The 18,049-nt window shown below is 72.9% G+C and carries 17 protein-coding genes; 3 read left to right on the top strand and 14 right to left on the bottom strand.

The window, feature by feature from the left end; all coding sequences use genetic code 11:
- Positions 1-143: 143 nt before the first annotated feature.
- The 5 genes from ABZ193_RS39465 to ABZ193_RS39445 form a co-directional block, all read right to left on the bottom strand.
- A complete protein-coding gene (locus tag ABZ193_RS39465; protein ID WP_354713795.1) occupies positions 144-833 on the bottom strand; it encodes a helix-turn-helix domain-containing protein in 690 nt (229 codons plus the stop codon).
- Between the two features lie 44 nt (positions 834-877).
- Positions 878-2,455, bottom strand: a complete 1,578-nt coding sequence (locus ABZ193_RS39460; protein WP_354713797.1) for a penicillin-binding transpeptidase domain-containing protein — start codon at positions 2,453-2,455, stop codon at positions 878-880.
- Positions 2,456-2,513: 58 nt separating this feature from the next.
- The gene (gene ileS, locus ABZ193_RS39455; protein WP_354713793.1) at positions 2,514-5,684 is read right to left on the bottom strand and encodes an isoleucine--tRNA ligase; all 3,171 of its coding nucleotides are present in this window, start codon (positions 5,682-5,684) and stop codon (positions 2,514-2,516) included.
- A gap of 273 nt (positions 5,685-5,957) precedes the next feature.
- Positions 5,958-7,280, bottom strand: coding sequence for an MFS transporter (locus ABZ193_RS39450; protein ID WP_354713792.1), 1,323 nt, complete (start codon positions 7,278-7,280; stop codon positions 5,958-5,960).
- Between the two features lie 89 nt (positions 7,281-7,369).
- Entirely contained in the window at positions 7,370-8,233 is an 864-nt protein-coding gene (locus ABZ193_RS39445; RefSeq protein ID WP_354713790.1) for a class I SAM-dependent methyltransferase, read from the bottom strand.
- Positions 8,234-8,516: 283 nt separating this feature from the next.
- Between ABZ193_RS39445 and ABZ193_RS39440 the strand changes: the two genes are divergently transcribed.
- A complete protein-coding gene (locus tag ABZ193_RS39440; protein WP_354713788.1) occupies positions 8,517-9,272 on the top strand; it encodes a metalloregulator ArsR/SmtB family transcription factor in 756 nt (251 codons plus the stop codon).
- A 438-nt stretch (positions 9,273-9,710) separates the two neighbouring features.
- Here ABZ193_RS39440 and ABZ193_RS39435 read toward each other — a convergent pair whose 3' ends face one another.
- The 6 genes from ABZ193_RS39435 to pgeF form a co-directional block, all read right to left on the bottom strand.
- The gene (locus ABZ193_RS39435; RefSeq protein WP_354713786.1) at positions 9,711-10,331 is read right to left on the bottom strand and encodes a hypothetical protein; all 621 of its coding nucleotides are present in this window, start codon (positions 10,329-10,331) and stop codon (positions 9,711-9,713) included.
- 77 nt (positions 10,332-10,408) lie between these two features.
- Complete coding sequence (locus tag ABZ193_RS39430) at positions 10,409-11,239, bottom strand: DivIVA domain-containing protein (protein ID WP_020423154.1); 831 nt, start codon at positions 11,237-11,239, stop codon at positions 10,409-10,411.
- Positions 11,240-11,292: 53 nt separating this feature from the next.
- Positions 11,293-11,577, bottom strand: a complete 285-nt coding sequence (locus ABZ193_RS39425; protein ID WP_026153057.1) for a YggT family protein — start codon at positions 11,575-11,577, stop codon at positions 11,293-11,295.
- 178 nt (positions 11,578-11,755) lie between these two features.
- A complete protein-coding gene (sepF, locus tag ABZ193_RS39420; protein WP_020423153.1) occupies positions 11,756-12,379 on the bottom strand; it encodes a cell division protein SepF in 624 nt (207 codons plus the stop codon).
- A 65-nt stretch (positions 12,380-12,444) separates the two neighbouring features.
- The gene (locus ABZ193_RS39415; protein WP_354713784.1) at positions 12,445-13,179 is read right to left on the bottom strand and encodes a YggS family pyridoxal phosphate-dependent enzyme; all 735 of its coding nucleotides are present in this window, start codon (positions 13,177-13,179) and stop codon (positions 12,445-12,447) included.
- Positions 13,176-13,877, bottom strand: a complete 702-nt coding sequence (gene pgeF / locus ABZ193_RS39410) for a peptidoglycan editing factor PgeF (RefSeq protein ID WP_027930871.1) — start codon at positions 13,875-13,877, stop codon at positions 13,176-13,178. Before pgeF ends, ABZ193_RS39415 begins: the two co-directional genes overlap by 4 nt.
- An 83-nt stretch (positions 13,878-13,960) precedes the next feature.
- Here pgeF and ABZ193_RS39405 point away from each other — a divergent pair, with 83 nt between their 5' ends.
- Entirely contained in the window at positions 13,961-14,788 is an 828-nt protein-coding gene (locus ABZ193_RS39405; RefSeq protein WP_354713796.1) for a hypothetical protein, read from the top strand.
- Positions 14,789-14,812: 24 nt separating this feature from the next.
- On the opposite strand, the gene ftsZ is transcribed toward ABZ193_RS39405, so the two are convergent.
- Complete coding sequence (ftsZ, locus tag ABZ193_RS39400; RefSeq protein WP_237337426.1) at positions 14,813-16,099, bottom strand: cell division protein FtsZ; 1,287 nt, start codon at positions 16,097-16,099, stop codon at positions 14,813-14,815.
- Between the two features lie 190 nt (positions 16,100-16,289).
- On the bottom strand, positions 16,290-16,784 hold the full coding sequence (locus ABZ193_RS39395; RefSeq protein ID WP_354713781.1) for a DinB family protein: 495 nt from the start codon (positions 16,782-16,784) through the stop codon (positions 16,290-16,292).
- 97 nt (positions 16,785-16,881) lie between these two features.
- On the opposite strand from ABZ193_RS39395, the gene ABZ193_RS39390 reads away from it, so the two are divergent.
- Positions 16,882-17,316, top strand: a complete 435-nt coding sequence (locus ABZ193_RS39390) for an OsmC family peroxiredoxin (RefSeq protein WP_237337424.1) — start codon at positions 16,882-16,884, stop codon at positions 17,314-17,316.
- Between the two features lie 26 nt (positions 17,317-17,342).
- Here ABZ193_RS39390 and ABZ193_RS39385 read toward each other — a convergent pair.
- On the bottom strand, positions 17,343-18,049 hold a 707-nt coding region (locus tag ABZ193_RS39385; protein WP_354713779.1), incomplete at its 5' end, for an FtsQ-type POTRA domain-containing protein.

Raw genomic sequence — 18,049 nt, 5'->3', positions numbered from 1 at the left:
GCGCCGCCGGGAGCGCGCGGCCGGGCGGCGCCGGTTGCACCGCATGCCGCTCCAGGTCGCGCGAACACGGCGGGCCAGCGGCGGGCGCCGGTGGCCGGCGGGACCTGCCTCACGGCGCAGCCCCTGCCAGGGCCACACCAACCTCAGGCCACCCCAGGACGATCAGCAGGCAGCTCCGCGCCCAGGAGCGCCAGCGGCTCCCCCGCCGCCGCGGTCACCACCACCGCCCGGTCGGGCCGCCGCACGAACCAGCCCGCCTCCACGCCGCGCGCGAACAGCGCCGCGGGGAGTGCACCGCCCAGGTGGTCCCGGCGCTCGGTCCAGTCGAGGCACGCCCGCAGCAACGGGCGGCGCCCGGCGGGGATCGTCACCCCCAGCTCGCCGAGCACCGAACGACCGCGCCCGGTCAGCGCGAGGCCGTCCCCGTCGGAGACCAGTCCCGTCCGGATCATGCCGTCACGCAGGGCGACGCCCACCGTGCCGGCCAGGTGGTCGTAGCAGGTGCGCGCGAACGCCAGCCGCCGCGCGCGCAGCGACTCGCGCAGCCCCGAGGCGGACCGCTGCCCGGCGTGCTGCGCCAGGTGCTCGATCAGCTCGGCCACCCGCGGGTCGGCGATCCGCACGTAGGCGTGCCGCCCCTGCTTCACCCCCGCCACGAACCCCGCCTCCTTCAGGCGGCTGACATGCTCACTCGCCGTCGACGGCGCGATCCCCGCCGTGCGGGCCAGCTCCCCGACGGTCCACGCCCGCCCGTCGAGCAGGGCGAGGCACATCGCCGCCCGGCTCGGGTCGGCGAGCACCGCGGCCACCTCGGCCAGCGCGATCGTCTCCACACCGGCCACGGTAGTAGCCGCACACGTCGGCCGCGGCCGAAACGTCAGCCCAGTGCGCCGAGGAAGGCCGAGGACACGGTGACGGCCGGCTTGGAGGAGTCCGACCCGAGCAGCAGCACCGCGAACGCCACGTCGTCGCGGTACCCGGCGAACCACCCGTTCGCCTGGCTGCCGTCGCCGAACTGCGCCGTGCCGGTCTTGCCGTACACGACGCCGTTGCCGCGCAGCCCGGTCGCGGTGCCGCCGGTGACGACCTCGCGCATCATCGTCCGCAGCGCCGCGATCACGTCCCGGGACGGCGCCCGGTAGCCGGTGTTCACCGACGTCTCCAGCTCCTGCCACAGCCGCGGCGTCACCTCGTCGCCGCGCGCGACGGTGGCCGCCATCAGGGCCAGGCCGAACGGGCTCGCCTGCACGGTGCCCTGCCCGATCGCGGACTCCACCTGCTCGGCGCCGCTGGAGGTGGCGACCACCTTGCCCGCCTCGGTGGTGATGCCCGGGATGGTGAAGTCGGCGTTGAGGCCGAACCCGCTCGCCGCGTCGGCCAGCGCGTCCGGCGGCAGCGTCGACGCGAGCTGCGCGAACGTGGTGTTGCACGAGTGCGCGAACGCCGAGTGCAGCGGCAGCGGCGGGAAGGAGAACTGGTCGTCGTTGGGGATCGTGCGCTGCCCGATGCGCGCGGTGGCCGGGCAGTCCGCGATCGTGTCCGCGGTGGCCGCGCCCGACTCCAGCAACGCCGCCGCGGTGGCGATCTTGAACGTCGACCCCGGCGCGTACAGGCCGTTCAGCGCCTTCGGCTCGGCCCCGGCCGCCGCGTTCTGGGCCACCGCGAGCAGGTCGCCGGTCGACGGCTGGATCGCCACCAGCATCGCCGGGTACGCCGCCGAGTCGACCGCCCGCTGCGCCGCCGCCTGGGTGGGCAGGCTCAGGGTCGTGGTCAGCGGCGCCACCTCGACGTCGCCCTGGCCGAACAGCGTTTCCTGCACCGCGCCGTCGACATCCGTGCTGACCACCGACCAGCCGCCCTGCGACCGCGCGGACACCGTCCGCTGCAACGCGGGCGCCAGCAGCGGCGCCACACCCGGCTCCGCCACCTGCGTGCCCGCCGCCTGCCAGGTCAGGACGGGCCTGCCGTTGCGGTCGACCACGGCGTTCTTGCCCGCGCGCGTGCGCACCGCGAGCTGCTGCCCGGCGCGCAGCTTCGGGTGCACCACCGCGGGGCTCCAGTGCACGAGCCAGCGGCCGTCGGCGGCCACCAGGTCGAGGCTGTTGTCGTAGGACCACACCTGCCCGGCCGCGATCGTCCAGCTCACCTGGAACGTCGCGGTGGCCCGGGTGGCGGCGGGCGTGACCTGGCCCAGCCGCGCCGAAACGGACACCGGGGCCAGGCCGCGGCGAGCGTCGGCGATCAGCACGCTCGCCGCGCGCGGGTCGTCGGTCAGCGCCGCCGCCGCGTCGGCGTCGCCCTCGGCGAAGGCGAGCAGGAATCGCGAAGCCACCGTGCCCGAGTCCTCGGCGCCCGAGCCGCTGGCCTGGGGTTTGTCCGGCGAGGACCCGCCCCACACGACGACAACGGCCGCCACGACGATCGCGACGACCGCTGCCGCGCCACCCGCCAGCACCCACCTGCGCCAAGTCACCGGCGAAACCCCCTGTTGGTGTTTCCCCGTCTGTCGGTGATCAGGAGGCCTTCGTTACCGCCACAGTGATCTTGTCGCCGTCGCCGACCGCGCCCGCGAAACCGCCGTCCACGTGCCCGTAGGACACCGAGTTCGCCAGGGTTTCGCCCGCCACGAACTCCTCGTGCACCTTGGCCGCGGCGACCACGTCCTCCGGCGCGTCCACGGTCAGCGCGATCCGGTCGGCCACGTCGAGCCCGGCGTCGCGGCGCGCCTGCTGCACGACGCGGACCAGGTCGCGCGCCACGCCCTCGGCGGCCAGCTCCGGGGTCACCGCGGTGTCCAGCTGCACCAGGCCGGAGCCGCCGGGCAGCTCCGCGGTGGCGCCCTCGTCCTTGGCGACCAGGCGCCGCTCGTACTCGCCCTCGGCCAGTTCGATGCCGGCGGCCACCACGGCGCCGGACGGCGAGGTGGTCCAGTCGCCCGCCTTGACGGCCTTGATCACCTTCTGCACGTCCCGGCCCAGGCGCGGCCCGGCGGCGCGGGCGTTGACCGCGACCTCGAACCGGCCGTGCGCGGCGACGTCCGTGCTCAGCTCGACCGACTTGACGTTGACCTCGTCGGCGATGATGTCGGTGAAGTCCGCCAGCGCCTCCGCGTCATCGGCGGCGATGAGCATCTTCGCCAGCGGCAGCCGCACGCGCAGCTTGTTCGCCTTGCGCAGCGACAGCGCCGACGAGCACACCTGCCGGACCCGGTCCATCGCCGTCACCAGCGCGGCGTCGGCGGGCAGCTCGTCGACCAGCGGCCAGTCCTGCAGGTGCACCGACCGGCCGCCGGTGAGCCCGCGCCACACCACCTCGGTGGTCAGCGGCAGCAGCGGCGCCATCGTCCGCGACACGACCTCCAGCACGGTGTGCAGGGTGTCGATCGCGTCCTTGTCACCGGCCCAGAACCGCTCGCGCGACCGGCGCACGTACCAGTTCGTCAGCACTTCCAGGAAGTCGCGCGTGGTGGCGCAGGCGCCCGCGACGTCGCAGGTGTCCAAAGCGGACTGCACGTCGGTGACCAGCTCGCCGGTCTTGGCCAGGATGTAGCGGTCCAGCACGTGCGTGGAGTCGGTGCGCCACTGACCCTCCACGCCCTCGGCATTGGCGTAGAGCGCGAGGAAGTAGTAGGAGTTCCACAGCGGCAGCACGGCCTGGCGCACCGCGTCGCGGATGCCCTTCTCGGTGACGATCAGGTTGCCGCCGCGCAGGATCGGGCTGGCCATCAGGTACCAGCGCATCGCGTCGGAGCCGTCCCGGTCGAACACCTCGTTGACGTCCGGGTAGTTGCGCAGCGACTTCGACATCTTCTGCCCGTCGGAGCCCAGCACGATGCCGTGCGACACGCAGGCGCGGAACGCCGGGCGGTCGAACAGCGCCGTCGCGAGCACGTGCAGCACGTAGAACCAGCCGCGCGTCTGCCCGATGTACTCGACGATGAAGTCGCTCGGGTAGTGGTGCTCGAACCACTCGGCGTTTTCGAACGGGTAGTGCACCTGGGCGTAGGGCATCGAACCCGAGTCGAACCAGACGTCGAGCACGTCCGGGACGCGGCGCATCGTCGAACGCCCGGTCGGGTCGTCGGGGTTGGGCCGGGTCAGCTCGTCGATGTAGGGCCGGTGCAGGTTGTCCAGCCGCACGCCGAAGTCGCGCTCCAGCTCGTCCAGCGAGCCGTACACGTCCACCCGCGGGTACGCCGGGTCGTCCGACATCCACACCGGGATCGGCGTGCCCCAGTAGCGGTTGCGCGAGATCGACCAGTCGCGCGCGTTCTCCAGCCACTTGCCGAACTGGCCGTCCTTGACGTGCTCGGGGTACCAGGTGATCTGCTGGTTCAGCTCGACCATGCGGTCCTTGAACGCGGTCACCTTGACGAACCACGACGACACCGCCCGGTAGATCAGCGGGTTCCGGCAGCGCCAGCAGTGCGGGTAGGAGTGCTCGTAGGTCTCGTGCCGCAGCAGGATCGCGCCCTGCCGGGCGGCGGATCCGGTGCCGTACTTGAGGTCCTTGATGATGTCCGGGTTGGCGTCGAAGACCTGCTGGCCCTCGTAGTCCGGCACGGTCGAGTCGAAGCGGCCGTGCGCGTCGACCGGGGTGACCGGGGTGATGCCCGCGGCGTCGCCGGCGGCCTTGTCGTCCTCACCGTAGGCCGGGGCCATGTGCACGATGCCGGTGCCGTCGTCGGTGGTGACGAAGTCGGCCAGCAGCACCTGGTGCGAGTTCTCGTTGCCGAGGAAGTACGGGAACGGCGGTGCGTACTTCACGCCGGCCAGGTCGGCGCCCCGGTACCGGGCCACCACGGCCGGCTCCTCGCCGAGTTCCTTGGCGTAGGCGGCGACGCGCGGCTCGGCGAGCAGGAACCGCTTCCCGTCCTGCTCGACCACGACGTAGTCCACGTCCGGGTGCACCGCGACCGCCTGGTTGGACGGCAGGGTCCACGGCGTGGTGGTCCAGATCAGCAGGTAGGCGCCGTCCAGGTCGGTGCCGTTGCCCTCGGCGCGGAACCCGACGGTCAGCGCCGGGTCCTGGCGGTTGGCGTAGGTGTCGTCGTCCATCCGCAGCTCGTGGTTGGACAGCGGCGTCTCGTCGCGCCAGCAGTAGGGCAGCACGCGGTAGCCCTCGTAGACCAGGCCCTTGTCCCACAGCTGCTTGAACGCCCAGATCACCGACTCCATGAAGGTGACGTCGAGCGTCTTGTAGTCGTGGTCGAAGTCGACCCAGCGGGCCTGGCGGGTGACGTACTCGCGCCACTCGTTCGTGTAGCGCAGGACGGACTCGCGGCACGCCTCGTTGAACGCGGCGATGCCCATCTCGTCGATCTGGGACTTGTCGGTGATCCCGAGCTGCCGCTCGGCCTCCAGCTCCGCGGGCAGGCCGTGGGTGTCCCAGCCGAAGCGGCGCTCGACGCGGCGGCCGCGCATGGTCTGGTACCGCGGCACGATGTCCTTGACGTAACCGGTCAGGAGGTGGCCGTAGTGCGGCAGGCCGTTGGCGAACGGCGGGCCGTCGTAGAAGACGTACTCGTTGCTGCCGTTCGTCCCCGGTTCGCGCGCGTCGATGGTGGCCTGGAAGGTCCGGTCGGACTCCCAGTAGGCCAGCACGCTGGTCTCCAGCGCCGGGAAGGACGGCTGGGACGGGACCTGGCCTGCCGGCCCGTCGCCGAGCTGAGCCTTCGGGTACATCGGTGCGCTCCTCGCGGGTGCTCGTCGCTCTCGTGGCGGATCCGCTGGGGATCCAGCACGGGGACGAAAAGGGCGCCACCTGAGCGCCGCTTCCGCGGTACCACCCCGTTTGCCCGCTCACCGAGCGGGCCTCTTCGTTGACGGCTGTGACGGGCCGTACCCGTCCGGTTCTACTGAGGACCACCTGGTCCCGTTCTTCCGGAGGCTCCCCGGTGATGGCCGGATCGACGCCGTGTCCTTCCAGGTTAGCCGCCTGCCGCAACCGGGTTTCGCTCAGGGTCGGCCGACCGCGGCGGCGGTGAGCACGGCGGCGGCCAGCCACAGCGCGGCGCCGAGGACGGCCGCGGCGTGCAGCCCGTGCACGAACGCGGCCGGCCGGGCGGGGCTGCCCGCGATCGCGCCGAACGTGGCGATGCCGAGCGCGCCGCAGGCCTGCCGCGCGGTGTTGTTGACGCCGCTGGCGATGCCGGCCCGGTCCGCCGGGACGCCGCCGACCGCCGCGGCGACGACGGCCGCGGTGAGCAGGCCCAGCCCCACGCCGACCAGGGCGAACGCGGGCAGGAACGCGCCGGTGATCGTGCTGGTCGCGGTGACCCGCAGCAGGCCGAGCAGGCCGGCCGAGCCGGTGAGCAGCCCGGCGATCATCACCGGGCGCGGGCCGAAGCGCGCGGTGAGCCGCCCGGTGACCGGCGCGAGCAGCGACAGCGGCAGGAACCCGGGCAGCATCGCCAGTGCCGCGGCCGGCGGGGTCGCGTGGTGGACGCCCTGCAGGTAGAGCGTGGCGAGCAGGATCGTGCCGAGGCCGGCGAAGTTCATCGCGCCGGCGACGAGGTTGGCCGCGGCGAAGGTGCGCGAGCGCAGCAGGGTCAGCGGCAGCATCGGGGCGGGGCTGCGGCGTTCGGCGGCCAGGAACGCCACGGCGGCGGCCACGCCGAGGACCGCGGCGGGCACGCTGGACTGGATGACCGCGTAGACCAGCGCGGCGAGGGCGGTGGCCCCGGTGACGGTGCCCGCGACGTCCACGCGCCCGGCGGCAGGCCGGCCGGCGGGGACGCGGAGGGTCCCGGCGGCCGCGAGGGCGGTCAGCGGCACGTTGATCCAGAACAGCGAGCGCCAGCCGGTGGCGGTGACGAGCAGGCCGCCCAGCAGCGGGCCCGCGGCCAGGGCCAGCGCGGAGACCCCGGCCCAGACGCCGAGCGCCCTGGCCTGTTCCCGGCGGCCGGGGAAGGCGCGGGTGATCACCGCCAGCGTCCCGGGCAGCAGCAGCGCGGCCCCGGCTCCCTGCGCGACGCGCGCGGCGACCAGGGCGGCGCTGCCGGGTGCGAGGGCGCACCCCGCGGAGGCCGCGCCGAAGATCCCCAGCCCGGCCAGCACGACCCGGCGGGGGCCGAGTACGTCACCGAGCGCCCCGCCGGTCAGCAGCAGCGCGGCGAGCGCGACGGTGTAGCCGTCGACGACCCACTGCAGCGCGGGCACGTCAGAGCCGACGGCGGCGCCGATGTCCGGCAGCGCGACGTTGACCACGGTGACGTCGAGCTGCACCAGGAACATCCCGGCGCACTGGGTGAACAGGACGGTGGCGCGGCGGTCGGGCATGGGTCCAGCAGACCGCGGATTCGCTTCCACCGGGCTGGAAGTGTCGCGGCGGACCGGCGCGGCTGCTCATCCCCAGCCGGCACGCCCGGTCAGACTCGCCGTGCGGTCGCCGACGCGGTCCGCTCCGCCGGCGCGCGGCCGGATCGCCGGGCCGTGACCAGGTATCCGGTGCCCAGCCACCGGCCGGGCCCGCGGCTGACCGTCCGGTCCAGGTGGCCGCGCCATTCCCGCCGCCACCGGCGGAACACCTTGTCCAGGGGCGGCACGAACGGCGTCACGTCGTAGTACACCGGGTCCGCGGGCTCGAGCCCGGCGCCGCGGAGCATGCGGCGCAGCCGGGCCGCCGGAAGCGCGCGGATGCCACTCTTGGGCACGGTGTGCCGCTTCCCCGGCGGAACGCCGGCCAGCCGCTCCACCTTCCCGAGCAACCGGAGGAACGGCCAGTACAGGCACCATTCGACGAGCCGGTAGGGACTCAGCGGGTTGAGCATGGTCACCACGGCCAGCCCGCCCGGCCGCAGGACCCGGGCCAGTTCGCGCACGCCGTCCCGGGCGCGCGCGTACTCCAGCACGCCCATGGCCACGACCACGTCGAACGCGCCGTCGGGGAACGGCATGTCCTCGATCCGGGCGACGGCGAGTTCGACGTCGTCGGCGCCGGCGCGCTCGGCCACGGCTTCGATCATCGCGGCCGACCGGTCGCAGGCGGTGATCCGGAAGCCGGCCGGCCTGGTGTCGAGCAGGTGGCGCACGAGCATCCCCGGCCCGCACCCCACGTCCAGCAGCGCGCCGGAAGCCGGCCGCAGCGCCTCGTCGACCAGGTGCAGCCGCGACTGGAAGTACCGGGTGGCGCGCCCCGACTCGTAGGCCGCGGCGTAGCCGCGCACGAGGCCGGGGTCGGCGTACTGGGCGGCAGCGTGCTCGTCGCGTCGGCCCATGAGGTGCCGGGCCATGAAATCACCCTGTTTGTCCGTGTTTTCCGGTTGCGACAGAAGAAAGAGGCGACACCGGCGAATGTGCGTGGTGGGCCAGTCTGAACGCCTACCCGACGGTCCGCAAGGCCCGGACGGCCATCCATAGTGGACCATGACCGGGCTGCTTTTCCGACAGCCAAGTAGTAATCCGATGCCCGTCGACCGCGAGATCTCGCCACCGGACGCCGAGTCCACAAAGGATCACCGGGCGCGTCGGGACACTTCGGCGGCGGCGGAAGTGTTCCCGCGGCATGCTGGGTCCATGAGCGGAGGCGACGTCGACATCGCGCGCACCGCGGCGCTGTTCGCGGATCCGGCCCGCGTGCGGGTGCTGACGGCGCTCGCCGACGGGCGGGCTCTCGCGGCGTCCGTGCTCGCGGTGGAGGCCGGGTTGTCCGCGCCCGGGGTGAGCGCGCACCTGGCGAAGCTGCGGGAGGCGGGGCTCGTCGAGGCGGAGCGGTCCGGGCGGCACCGCTTCTACCGGCTGCGACCGGATGCCGTCGAGATCCTCGAAACGCTCGCGCGCTTCTCCCCCGCCCGGCCGGTGACGTCGCTGCGGTCGGGCACCCGGGCGCAGGCGCTGCGGTTCGCGCGGACCTGTTACGACCACCTGGCCGGGCGGCTCGGTGTCGAGGTCACGGCCGCGTTGGTGGAGCGCGGGGCGCTGGTCGCGGTGGACGGTGTCCGCGGCACGGCCCGGCGTCCGGGCGACCGGCTGTCGCAGCCCCTGAGCGAGCACCCGTACGTCGTCGGCCCGGCAGCGGCGGAGGTGCTGGCCCCGCTCGGGCTCGACCTGGCCGCCGTCGACGCGGGCCGCGGGCGGCGGCCGTTGCTGAGGTTCTGCCTGGACTGGTCGGAACAGCGGCACCACCTGGCGGGCGCACTGGGCGCGGCGCTCGCGGAGCGGTTCGTCGAGCGGGACTGGGTGACGAGGCGCCGGCCGGGCCACCGAGCGCTCCGGCTCACCCCCACCGGGGCGGACGCGCTCGCCGAGCTACTCGGCGTGCGGATGGCATGAGGCGCGCGCCTCCGGGTGGGTATCAGCAGCGCAGCGCCTTGGACCGACTCAGGCCTTCGCGCGGTGCGCCTCGGCCAGATGGGCGTCCGGGGCGCATCGCGCGCACGGCATGAAACCCGGCTTCCTTCACCGAGACCACGTACCGCCGAGCACACCGCACACCCTTGCGACCGCCCTCAGGCCAAGATCCCCGGCTCCCCTCACCGAGACCACGTACCGCCAAGCACGCAGCCCGGCGACGCCTCAGGCCTTCGCCCGGTGCGCCTCGGCCAGATGGGCGTCCGGGGCGCAACGCGCGCACGGCATGAAACCCGGCTTCCTTCACCGAGACCACGTACCGCCGAGCACACCGCACACCCTTGCGACCGCCCTCAGGCCAAGATCCCCGGCTCCCCTCACCGAGACCACGTACCGCCAAGCACGCAGCCCGGCGACGCCTCAGGCCTTCGCCCGGTGAGCCTCGGCCAGGTGGGCGTCCGGGGCGCAACGCGCGCACGGTGTGAAGCCGAGGTCCCGGGCTTCCTTCACCGAGATCGGGATGGTGTCCCGGTCGGCGAGCCAGCCGCAGTCAGTCAGGTGGTATCGCGGGTGCTCGTCCACGACCACGACCTCGACGTCCAGCTCGTCCACGATCTTCGCGTCCGCCGGGTCCGTCGGCTCCTCGCCCGGCTCGCCCTCCTCGGCCGTGCCGACGAGCTCACCGGCCGTGGGGATCAGCGCCGTCTGGTCCGCCGGCGCGTCCTCGACCTCGGCGGCCGGGCTCTCCGGGGCAGGCTCGTCCGCCGGCTTCTCCACCGCCGTGGCTTCCGGCGCCGACGGCTCGTCGTCGTCCGCCGACGCGGCGACGGCGGGTTCGTCCCCTGGCTCCTCGGCAGGCTCCGCCACCGCGGACGCGCGACGGCGGGCCACCCGGCGCCGCACGAAGTCGACCACCAGCAGCAGCCCGGCGGCGACCGACAGGCCGATCGAGATCCACGCCCACAGCGAGTTCGCCGTGATCAGAGCCGCGATCAGCAACCCCAGCGCGGCCAGAACCAGGACCAGAACGATGAAGAGCACGCTGAATTACAACACGAACCACGCCCGGAACGGTTCCGACCCTCCCACGCGGAGCGCCGGAACCGTCACCGGGAAGCTCAGCCCGCCTCGGCGCGAGGACCGAACGAGTAGCCCTGGCCGCTGCCCGATCCGGCGCCGGCCTGTCCCGAGTTCGAGGACGCCGACGCGGGCGCGGCCGAGCCGCGGTCGTCGAGTTCGCGCAGCTGGGACTCCAGGAACCCGCGCAGCCGGGTGCGGTACTCCCGCTCGATGGTGCGCAGTTCCTCGATCTTCTTGCCCAGCGCGGTCTTCTCGCTGTTCATCGTGTTCATGGTCTCGGTGTACTTGCGCTGAGCCTCGCGCTCCATGGTCGTCGCCTTGTCGCGCGCCTGCCGCTCCAGCGTCTCGGCACGGGTGCGGGCGTCGTTGAGCATGTTCTCCGCTCGCGTGCGCGCCTCGTTGACCATCGAGTCGGCCTTGGTGCGGGCGTCGGAGAGCAGCTGCTCGGACTTCGCGCGAGCCTCGGCGAGCATGCCGTCGGACTCGGTCTTGGCCTCGGCGGTCAGCCGGTCGGCCATCTCCTGGGCCAGGCCGAGGACCTTCGCCGCCTGCACGTTCGGCTCGCCGCCGTCCGACATCGGGTGGGCCTGGGTCTGCTCGGCGGCCGAGGGCGGCGGCACGGGCGCCAGGCGGCGCTCCTGCGGGCCGGCACCGGCGCGGGCGGCTTCGAGGTCGGCACGGGTGCCTTCGAGCTCGGCGTCGAGCTGCTCGACCTGCTGGCGCAGCTCGTTGTTGTCCTCGATGAGCCGCGCGAGCTCGGTCTCCACCAGGTCGAGGAACGCGTCCACCTCGTCCTCGTTGTAGCCCCGCTTGCCGATGGGTGGCTTGCTGAACGCAACGTTATGCACGTCAGCGGGGGTCAACGACATCAGATCACCTCACGCACTCCATGGCCTGCTCCGACACCTGGGTTCCCCCGAAGTCACCCAGGAAGCGCCAGTTGCATCAGTATGAACACAACCAACAGCAGCACCATAATCGATAAGTCCAGTCCGACGCCGCCAATGCGAACCATCGGAATGATCCTCCGCACCACGCGGACCGGAGGATCGGTCACTGTGTAGATGGTCTCCAGCGTCACCGCAACCCCGCCCGCGGGGCGCCAATCCCGTGCGAAGGCTCGCACGAGCTCCACCACGACACGCGCTGTGAGCAGCAGCCAAAAGACGAACAGCACGTAGTAGAGGACTAGCCGGACCGCATCCACGAACACCACTCTGCCACATCGCCGTGACCCCGGGAGCACCCGGAACGCCCGGTGTGCCCGGGTCACGTAATCGAACTGTGATTTAGCCAACGGTTTCACCCGTTCGGCCTAAATTGTTACGACCTGTAGTTGTGCCATCACACGGTTCCACCCCATTTCCGGGAACCGGCGATCGCGCTCAGTGACGGAGGAACAACCCGCCCTCGGCGATCCGGCGGCGCTCCTCCGCGGTCACCTCCACGTCCGGCGGCGAGAGGAGGAACACCTTGTTGGTGATCTTGTCCATCGAGCCGCGCAGCGCGAACGCCAGCCCGGCCGCGAAGTCCACGAGCCGCTTGGCGTCCGCGTTCTCCATCTGGGTCAGGTTGATGATCACCGGGATGCCCTCGCGGTAGGCCTCGCCGATCCCCCGCGCCTCGACGTAGCTCGTCGGGTGCAGCGTGGTGATCCGCCCGAGCGCGTCCCGCGGCGCCGACGCCCTGGCCGGCTCCGGCACCGGGCGCAGCCGCGCCACCGGCTCCGGCTGCCGCTCGACCGCGAGCGCGCCGTGCACCGGCGGCTCCGGCGACCGCGGCCGCGTGCGGAGCGGGCCCTCCTCGTCGTAGTCGGAACCGTCGCGGTACCGTCGGCGGGCACGCGGCGGCGGCTCCTCGTCGAAGCCGTCGTAGGCTTCGTCCGCGTAGTCGCGGCGGTAGTCGTCGTCGTACCGGTCGGCGGCCTCGTAGGAGTCGTAGCCGTCGTAACCGTCACTGTCGGCCGGGATCATGCCGAAGTAGGCCTTCAGCTTCTGCAGCGCGCTCATGCCTCTCCCTAGCCGCTCCCTCACCTGACTACCCGGACGCGATCGCTCACTTCCGGGTGATCTCGCTACGGCGAGGCTAGACCGCGGGCGCCGAGCAACGCGGTTCCGACACGCACACATGTCGAACCGTGCGCGATGGCGGGTTCAAGATCACCACTCATCCCCGCGGACAACTCGACCGCGTCCGGGTGGCTCCGGCGGAGGTCAGCGGCCGCGGCGGCCAGGCGCGCGAAGGCCGGGGCGGGGTCGGCGCCCAGCGGCGCGACCGCCATCAGCCCGCGCAGCCGCAGCCCGTCCAGCCCGGCGATGTGATCGGCCAGCTCACCCAGCTGAGGGAGCGGACAGCCGCCTCGTGACGGATCGTCGTCGAGGCTGGCCTGGATCAGGACGTCCAGCGGACCGGACCGCTCCCCCGCCTCGTGCGCGTTGCGAAGCGCCTTGGCGAGCGCGTCGGCGAGCCGCATCGAGTCGACGGACTGGACCTCGTCGGCCCAGCGCACCACCGACCGCGCCTTGTTGCGCTGCAGCCGCCCGATCATGTGCCAGCGCGGCCGCGCGTCCGGCCGCAGCTCGCGCACCTCGGCCGCCTTCGCGCCGGCCTCCTGGTCGCGGTTCTCCGCGAGGTCGGTCTGGCCGAGGTCGGTGAGCAGGGCCGCGTCGGTCGCGGGGAAGGTCTTGGTGACGGCGAGCAGGCGCACCTCGCCGCGCGGCCGCCCGGCCGCCGCGCACGCGTCGGCGACGCGCGCCTCCACGGCTTCGAGGGCCTTGGCGATCTCCTCCCGGCGCTGCTCGTCGCTCATTCCGGCTCGGCCCAGGTCAGCGCGGCGATGCGACCGGTGGTGCCGTCGCGCCGGTAGCTGAACAGGGTCGGGTCCTCGGCCGTGCAGCGCGGATCGACGCCGACCTTGCCGACGCCGGCCTCGGCGAGCTGGCGCCACAGCCCGGCGCGCAGGTCCAGCCCCGGCTTGCCGGCGCGGGTGCGGGTCGCGCTGCCGGGCAGGTGCTTGTCCACGTCGGCGGCCATCTCGGCGGGCACCTCGTAGCACTCGCCGCAGATCGCCGGGCCGAGCAGCACCTCGATGCGGCCCATCTCGGCGCCGGCCTCGACCATCGCCTCGAGCGCGGCGGGCAGCACCCCGACGCGCGCGCCGACACGTCCGGCGTGCACCGCGGCCACCACGCCGGTCTCCGGGTCGCCCAGCAGCACCGGCACGCAGTCCGCGACGAGCACGGCGACGGGCAGGCCGGGGGTCTTCGTCACGAGCGCGTCGGTGGCCTCGGCGGGCGCGGTCTCGCTGCCGTCGACGACGGTGACCGTGCGGCCGTGCACCTGCTCCATCCAGGCCACCCGCTCCACACCCAGCTCGGTGCCGAGCCGCTTGCGGTTGGCCTCGACCGCGGCCGGGTCGTCACCGACGTGGTCGCCGAGGTTGAACGTGTCGTACGGCGGCGCCGAAACGCCACCCGCCCTGGTCGTGACCACCCGACGGATGCGCAAGTCCCACTACCTCCACTCGCCTGGTTTCCCCTGAGCCTACTGGGAACCGGACGCGATGCTCGGCCGGTCTCACCGCCATGGAGATGCCACCCGTGCCCCCGAGCGTCCGCGCACTGGCCACCTCCGGGCAGCTGCCGCCGGAGCTGGCCGCGCTGTTCACCCCGCCCGGCCGGGAGAAGTGGACCCGGATCGCCGAAGCCGTGGACGAGCGCCTGGACGAGGTGGATCCCGCGGTGCGGGGCGCGTTCGCGCTCGCCGGGGCCTACGGGCACCTGGACGACATCGAGTTCCTCGGGCCCGGCGAGATGGACGAGCACAACGACCGCGCGATCGCCCTGCTGGAGGAAGCGCTGGAGCACGGCGTCCCGGAAGAGGAGGCGGAGGGCCTGTGGGACGTCACCCTCCGGGTGCCGGACGTCGCCCACCTCGCCCGCGACCACGAGGAGTACCTCGCCGAGCACGGCACGACCGCGAGCGGGCGGCTCAAGGCGAAGCTCGACGAGGCCGACGCGCGCTACGCGGCGGGCGACCGCGCCGGAGCGCTGGTGTTGTTCCGCGAGATCGGCGAGGCCGACCTGTGGGGTGAGTTCAGCGGGGCGATGGAGGTCTCCGACCTCGGCTGGTGCCGGCTGCTGCAGGACGCCGTCCGGTTCGACGGGCCCGAGGCGACGCGGCGGATCTGGCAGGCGGCGCGGGCGAGCCGCCACGCGGCGCGGTTCCCGCACCCCCACTGGTCGGTGCCGCTGGCCGAGCTGCTGATGGGCGCCGGGGTGCCGGACATCCTGGAGGTCGTGGTCGCCGAGCGGCTCGACGCCGCGCTGCGGGACCACCTGCCGTGGGAGCTGTCCGAGGACGAACGCTGGACGCTGTCCCGCGCCATCGACGAACTCGAACAGCACCACCGGGCCTGACCGCGGGTCAGGCCCGGCGCGGGGTCAGCGCCGCATGAACGGCGGGACGTCCACGTCGTCGTCGGACGGGTCGTCGGTCACCGGGACCGCCCGGCTGGGCAGGCTGCCCTGGCTGGTGCTCGTGCGCGGCGCCGGGTAGCTGCGGCTGCCGCCACCGGCCTGCGGAAGCCCGCTGGGCGGCGTGCCGTAGTTGGTGCCCGACGGCGGCGTCCGCGGCGGCGTCACCGGGAAGCCGCCACCCGCCGGCGGCGCCGGGGGCTGCGCCGACGCCGCGGGCGCCGGCTGGCGGACCTGCCCGGCCTCGGCGGAGGCCGTCGTCGAGCGGGTGCCCACCGCGGGCGGCTCGAGCTTCTTGTGGGTGGGCGAGCCGGAGTCGAACCCGGCCGCGATCACCGTCACGCGCACCTCGTCGCCGAGGGAGTCGTCGATGATCGTCCCGAAGATGATGTTCGCCTCGGGGTGCGCGGCCTCCTGCACCAGCGAGGCGGCCTCGTTGATCTCGAACAGGCCGAGGTCGGAGCCGCCCGCGATGGACAGCAGCGCGCCGTGCGCGCCCTCCATCGAGGCCTCCAGCAGCGGCGAGTTGATCGCCTTCTCCGCGGCCTGCACCGCGCGGCCCTCGCCGCGGGCGGAGCCGATGCCCATCAGCGCGCTGCCCGCGCCGGACATCACGCTCTTCACGTCGGCGAAGTCCAGGTTGATCAGACCCGGCGTGGTGATCAGATCGGTGATGCCCTGGACACCGGAGAGCAGGACCTCGTCGGCGGAGCGGAACGCGTCCATCAGGCTGACGCCGATGTCGCCGAGCTGCAGCAGCCGGTCGTTGGGGATGACGATGAGGGTGTCGCACTCGTTGCGCAGCGCCTGGATCCCGTCCTCGGCCTGCTTGCCGCGGCGCTTGCCCTCGAAGGTGAACGGCCGGGTCACCACGCCGATCGTGAGCGCGCCGAGCTTGCGCGCGATCGAGGCGACCACCGGCGCGCCGCCGGTGCCGGTGCCACCGCCCTCGCCCGCGGTCACGAAGACCATGTCGGCGCCCTTGAGCACCTCCTCGATCTCCTCGCGGTGGTCCTCGGCGGCCTTGTGCCCCACCTCGGGGTTGGCGCCGGCGCCAAGGCCGCGGGTCAGCTCGCGGCCGATGTCGAGCTTGACATCGGCGTCGGACATCAGCAGCGCCTGCGCGTCCGTGTTGATCGCGATGAACTCGACACCCTTGAGGCCGACCTCGATCATGCGGTTGACGGCGTTCACGCCGCCTCCGCCGATGCCGACGACCTTGATCACCGCGAGGTAGTTGTGCGGGGGCGTCATCGGGTCCGCCTTCCTATCGTGAATTCCTCGTACCGCTCACCGGGAGCGAAAAACCCTCAACCTAAACTCAAGGTTCAGAGTTATGTCAACTCCCCGCTCCGTCCGCCGAAGGTAGGGATCCGGCGAACCGGAATCCAGTAGCCACGCCGCGTGTCGGCCGTGGCGTTGCAAAATCACCGCGCCGGACGCGTCATTCGCCGGTCCGGCCGTCGGTCAGCTCACGCAGCAGGTCCAGGTGCCCGGCGTGCCGCCCGGTCTCCTCCACCATGTGGATCAGCACGTAACGCAGGTTGATCGAGCCGTCCCGGAAGGACACGAGGGTCTCCGGCGCCATCCCGGCGGCGATCTCGCGGCTGACCGCGCACTGCGCGCGGTAGGCGTCCACCAGGTCCGCCAGCGGGATCGTGAGTGCCTCGCGGAAGTCCGCGTCGCGGTCGGCGGCCAGCTTTTCGTCCCACCGGCTGGGACGGCCGGCGAGGACCACCTCGAACCAGTGGTGCTCCACATAGGTCAGGTGGCCCACCAGGCCGGCGGTCGTGGTCAGCTCGCTCGGCACGAGGCTGCGGCGGGCCTGCTCGTCGGTCAGGCCCGCGCACTTGAGCACGACGGCCTCGCGCAGGAAGTCCAGGAACGCGCCGAGTTGCTCGCGCTCGCCGCCGTCGAAGGCCGGCTCCGTTCTGATCATGACCCACAGCCTTCCACAATGGATGTGTTGCGCGCAATTAAATTGCACGCTATGTTCGATGACGGAAGGATCTTCACACCGAGGGAAGGGGAACACCATGCCCAGTCGCGACGCCACCACCCATTGGGAAGGCGGCCTGCAGAACGGCAAGGGCCACGTCACGCTCGACTCGTCGAACGCGGGCCAGTTCGACGTGTCGTTCCCGACCCGCGCCGGCAACCCGGAGGGTCAGACCAGCCCGGAGGAGCTCATCGCCGCCGCGCACTCGTCGTGCCTGGCGATGAACCTGTCCGGCGTGCTGGAGTCGCAGAACCTGCGCGCCGAGTCCATCGACGTGAGCGCCGAGGTCACGCTCGGCCCGGCCGCGGGCGGCGGCTTCGAGATCAGCGGCATCGCGATCACCCTGCGCGCCACCGTTCCCGGCGTGGACGCGGCGAAGTTCGCCGAGCTGGCGAAGACGGCCGAGCAGACCTGCCCGGTGTCGAAGGCGCTGGCCGGCACGACGATCACGCTGGACGCGGCGCTCGACTGAGCGATCCCGGCCGGCCGTCTCCGTCCTCAGGAGACGGTCGGCAGCTCGGGGCTCGCGACGTCGTAGACCTGCCCCTCGCGGGTCAGCAGCACGTTGAGCACCTGCGCCTTGCGCTCCGCCTTCTCCGCGTTCCCCCAGCGGACCGTCTTGCCGCTGGCCAGCGTGAACTCCACGCCGCCCGGGGTTTTGGCCCGCACGACCGTGATCTGCCCCTTCAGCGGCTGCGGCACGGTCGCGAGCACCGCCACCACCGAGCGCGTCACCGGGTCGTCCGGGGCCACCGCCGCCACCTGCACCTCGGGCAGGCCGTCCGGCTTGTTCTGCACCGTCTTGTAGTCCAGGCCGCCGGAATCGACCAGGTGGAACCCGTCGGCCGCCGCGGTGAAGCCGATCGGCGTCCGCTCCGTCACCGTGATGTCCACAGTGGACGGCCACGACCTGGAGACGTCCACAGTGGCCACCCCGGGGATCGCCGTCACGCGGGCGGCGATCTCGCCGGTGTCCAGCAACAGCATCGGCTTCAGGTCGGGCACCGCGGCGGCGGCCAGGATCTGGTCCCCCGGCACGCTGTTCGCGCCGTGGACCTCCACCGACCGCACGCCCAGCAGCGACGTGAACAACACGACGTAGGCGAGCCCGGCCACCGTCAGCACGGTCAGCAGCGCCACCCAGCGGCGTCGCAGCGCGCGGCGCCGCGAGACGCCCGTGCCGGTGCGCCGCCGCGCCGTCAGCG

This window comes from Amycolatopsis sp. NPDC006125 (assembly GCF_040614195.1).
In the GTDB taxonomy this organism is placed as follows: domain Bacteria; phylum Actinomycetota; class Actinomycetes; order Mycobacteriales; family Pseudonocardiaceae; genus Amycolatopsis_E; species Amycolatopsis_E tucumanensis.
This window is presented reverse-complemented; position numbering and strand designations above follow the sequence as displayed.

Coding starts and splice junctions, on each gene's coding strand:
- sepF (WP_020423153.1), bottom strand. CDS start 12,379: ATGAGCGCGCTGCAGAAGCTGAAGGCCTACTTCGGCATGATCCCGGCC.
- ABZ193_RS39450 (WP_354713792.1), bottom strand. CDS start 7,280: ATGCCCGACCGCCGCGCCACCGTCCTGTTCACCCAGTGCGCCGGGATG.
- ABZ193_RS39415 (WP_354713784.1), bottom strand. CDS start 13,179: ATGAGCGACGAGCAGCGCCGGGAGGAGATCGCCAAGGCCCTCGAAGCC.
- ABZ193_RS39395 (WP_354713781.1), bottom strand. CDS start 16,784: ATGATCAGAACGGAGCCGGCCTTCGACGGCGGCGAGCGCGAGCAACTC.
- ABZ193_RS39390 (WP_237337424.1), top strand. CDS start 16,882: ATGCCCAGTCGCGACGCCACCACCCATTGGGAAGGCGGCCTGCAGAAC.
- ABZ193_RS39430 (WP_020423154.1), bottom strand. CDS start 11,239: ATGTCGTTGACCCCCGCTGACGTGCATAACGTTGCGTTCAGCAAGCCA.
- ABZ193_RS39405 (WP_354713796.1), top strand. CDS start 13,961: ATGCCACCCGTGCCCCCGAGCGTCCGCGCACTGGCCACCTCCGGGCAG.
- ABZ193_RS39440 (WP_354713788.1), top strand. CDS start 8,517: ATGAGCGGAGGCGACGTCGACATCGCGCGCACCGCGGCGCTGTTCGCG.
- ftsZ (WP_237337426.1), bottom strand. CDS start 16,099: ATGACGCCCCCGCACAACTACCTCGCGGTGATCAAGGTCGTCGGCATC.
- ileS (WP_354713793.1), bottom strand. CDS start 5,684: ATGTACCCGAAGGCTCAGCTCGGCGACGGGCCGGCAGGCCAGGTCCCG.
- ABZ193_RS39445 (WP_354713790.1), bottom strand. CDS start 8,233: ATGGCCCGGCACCTCATGGGCCGACGCGACGAGCACGCTGCCGCCCAG.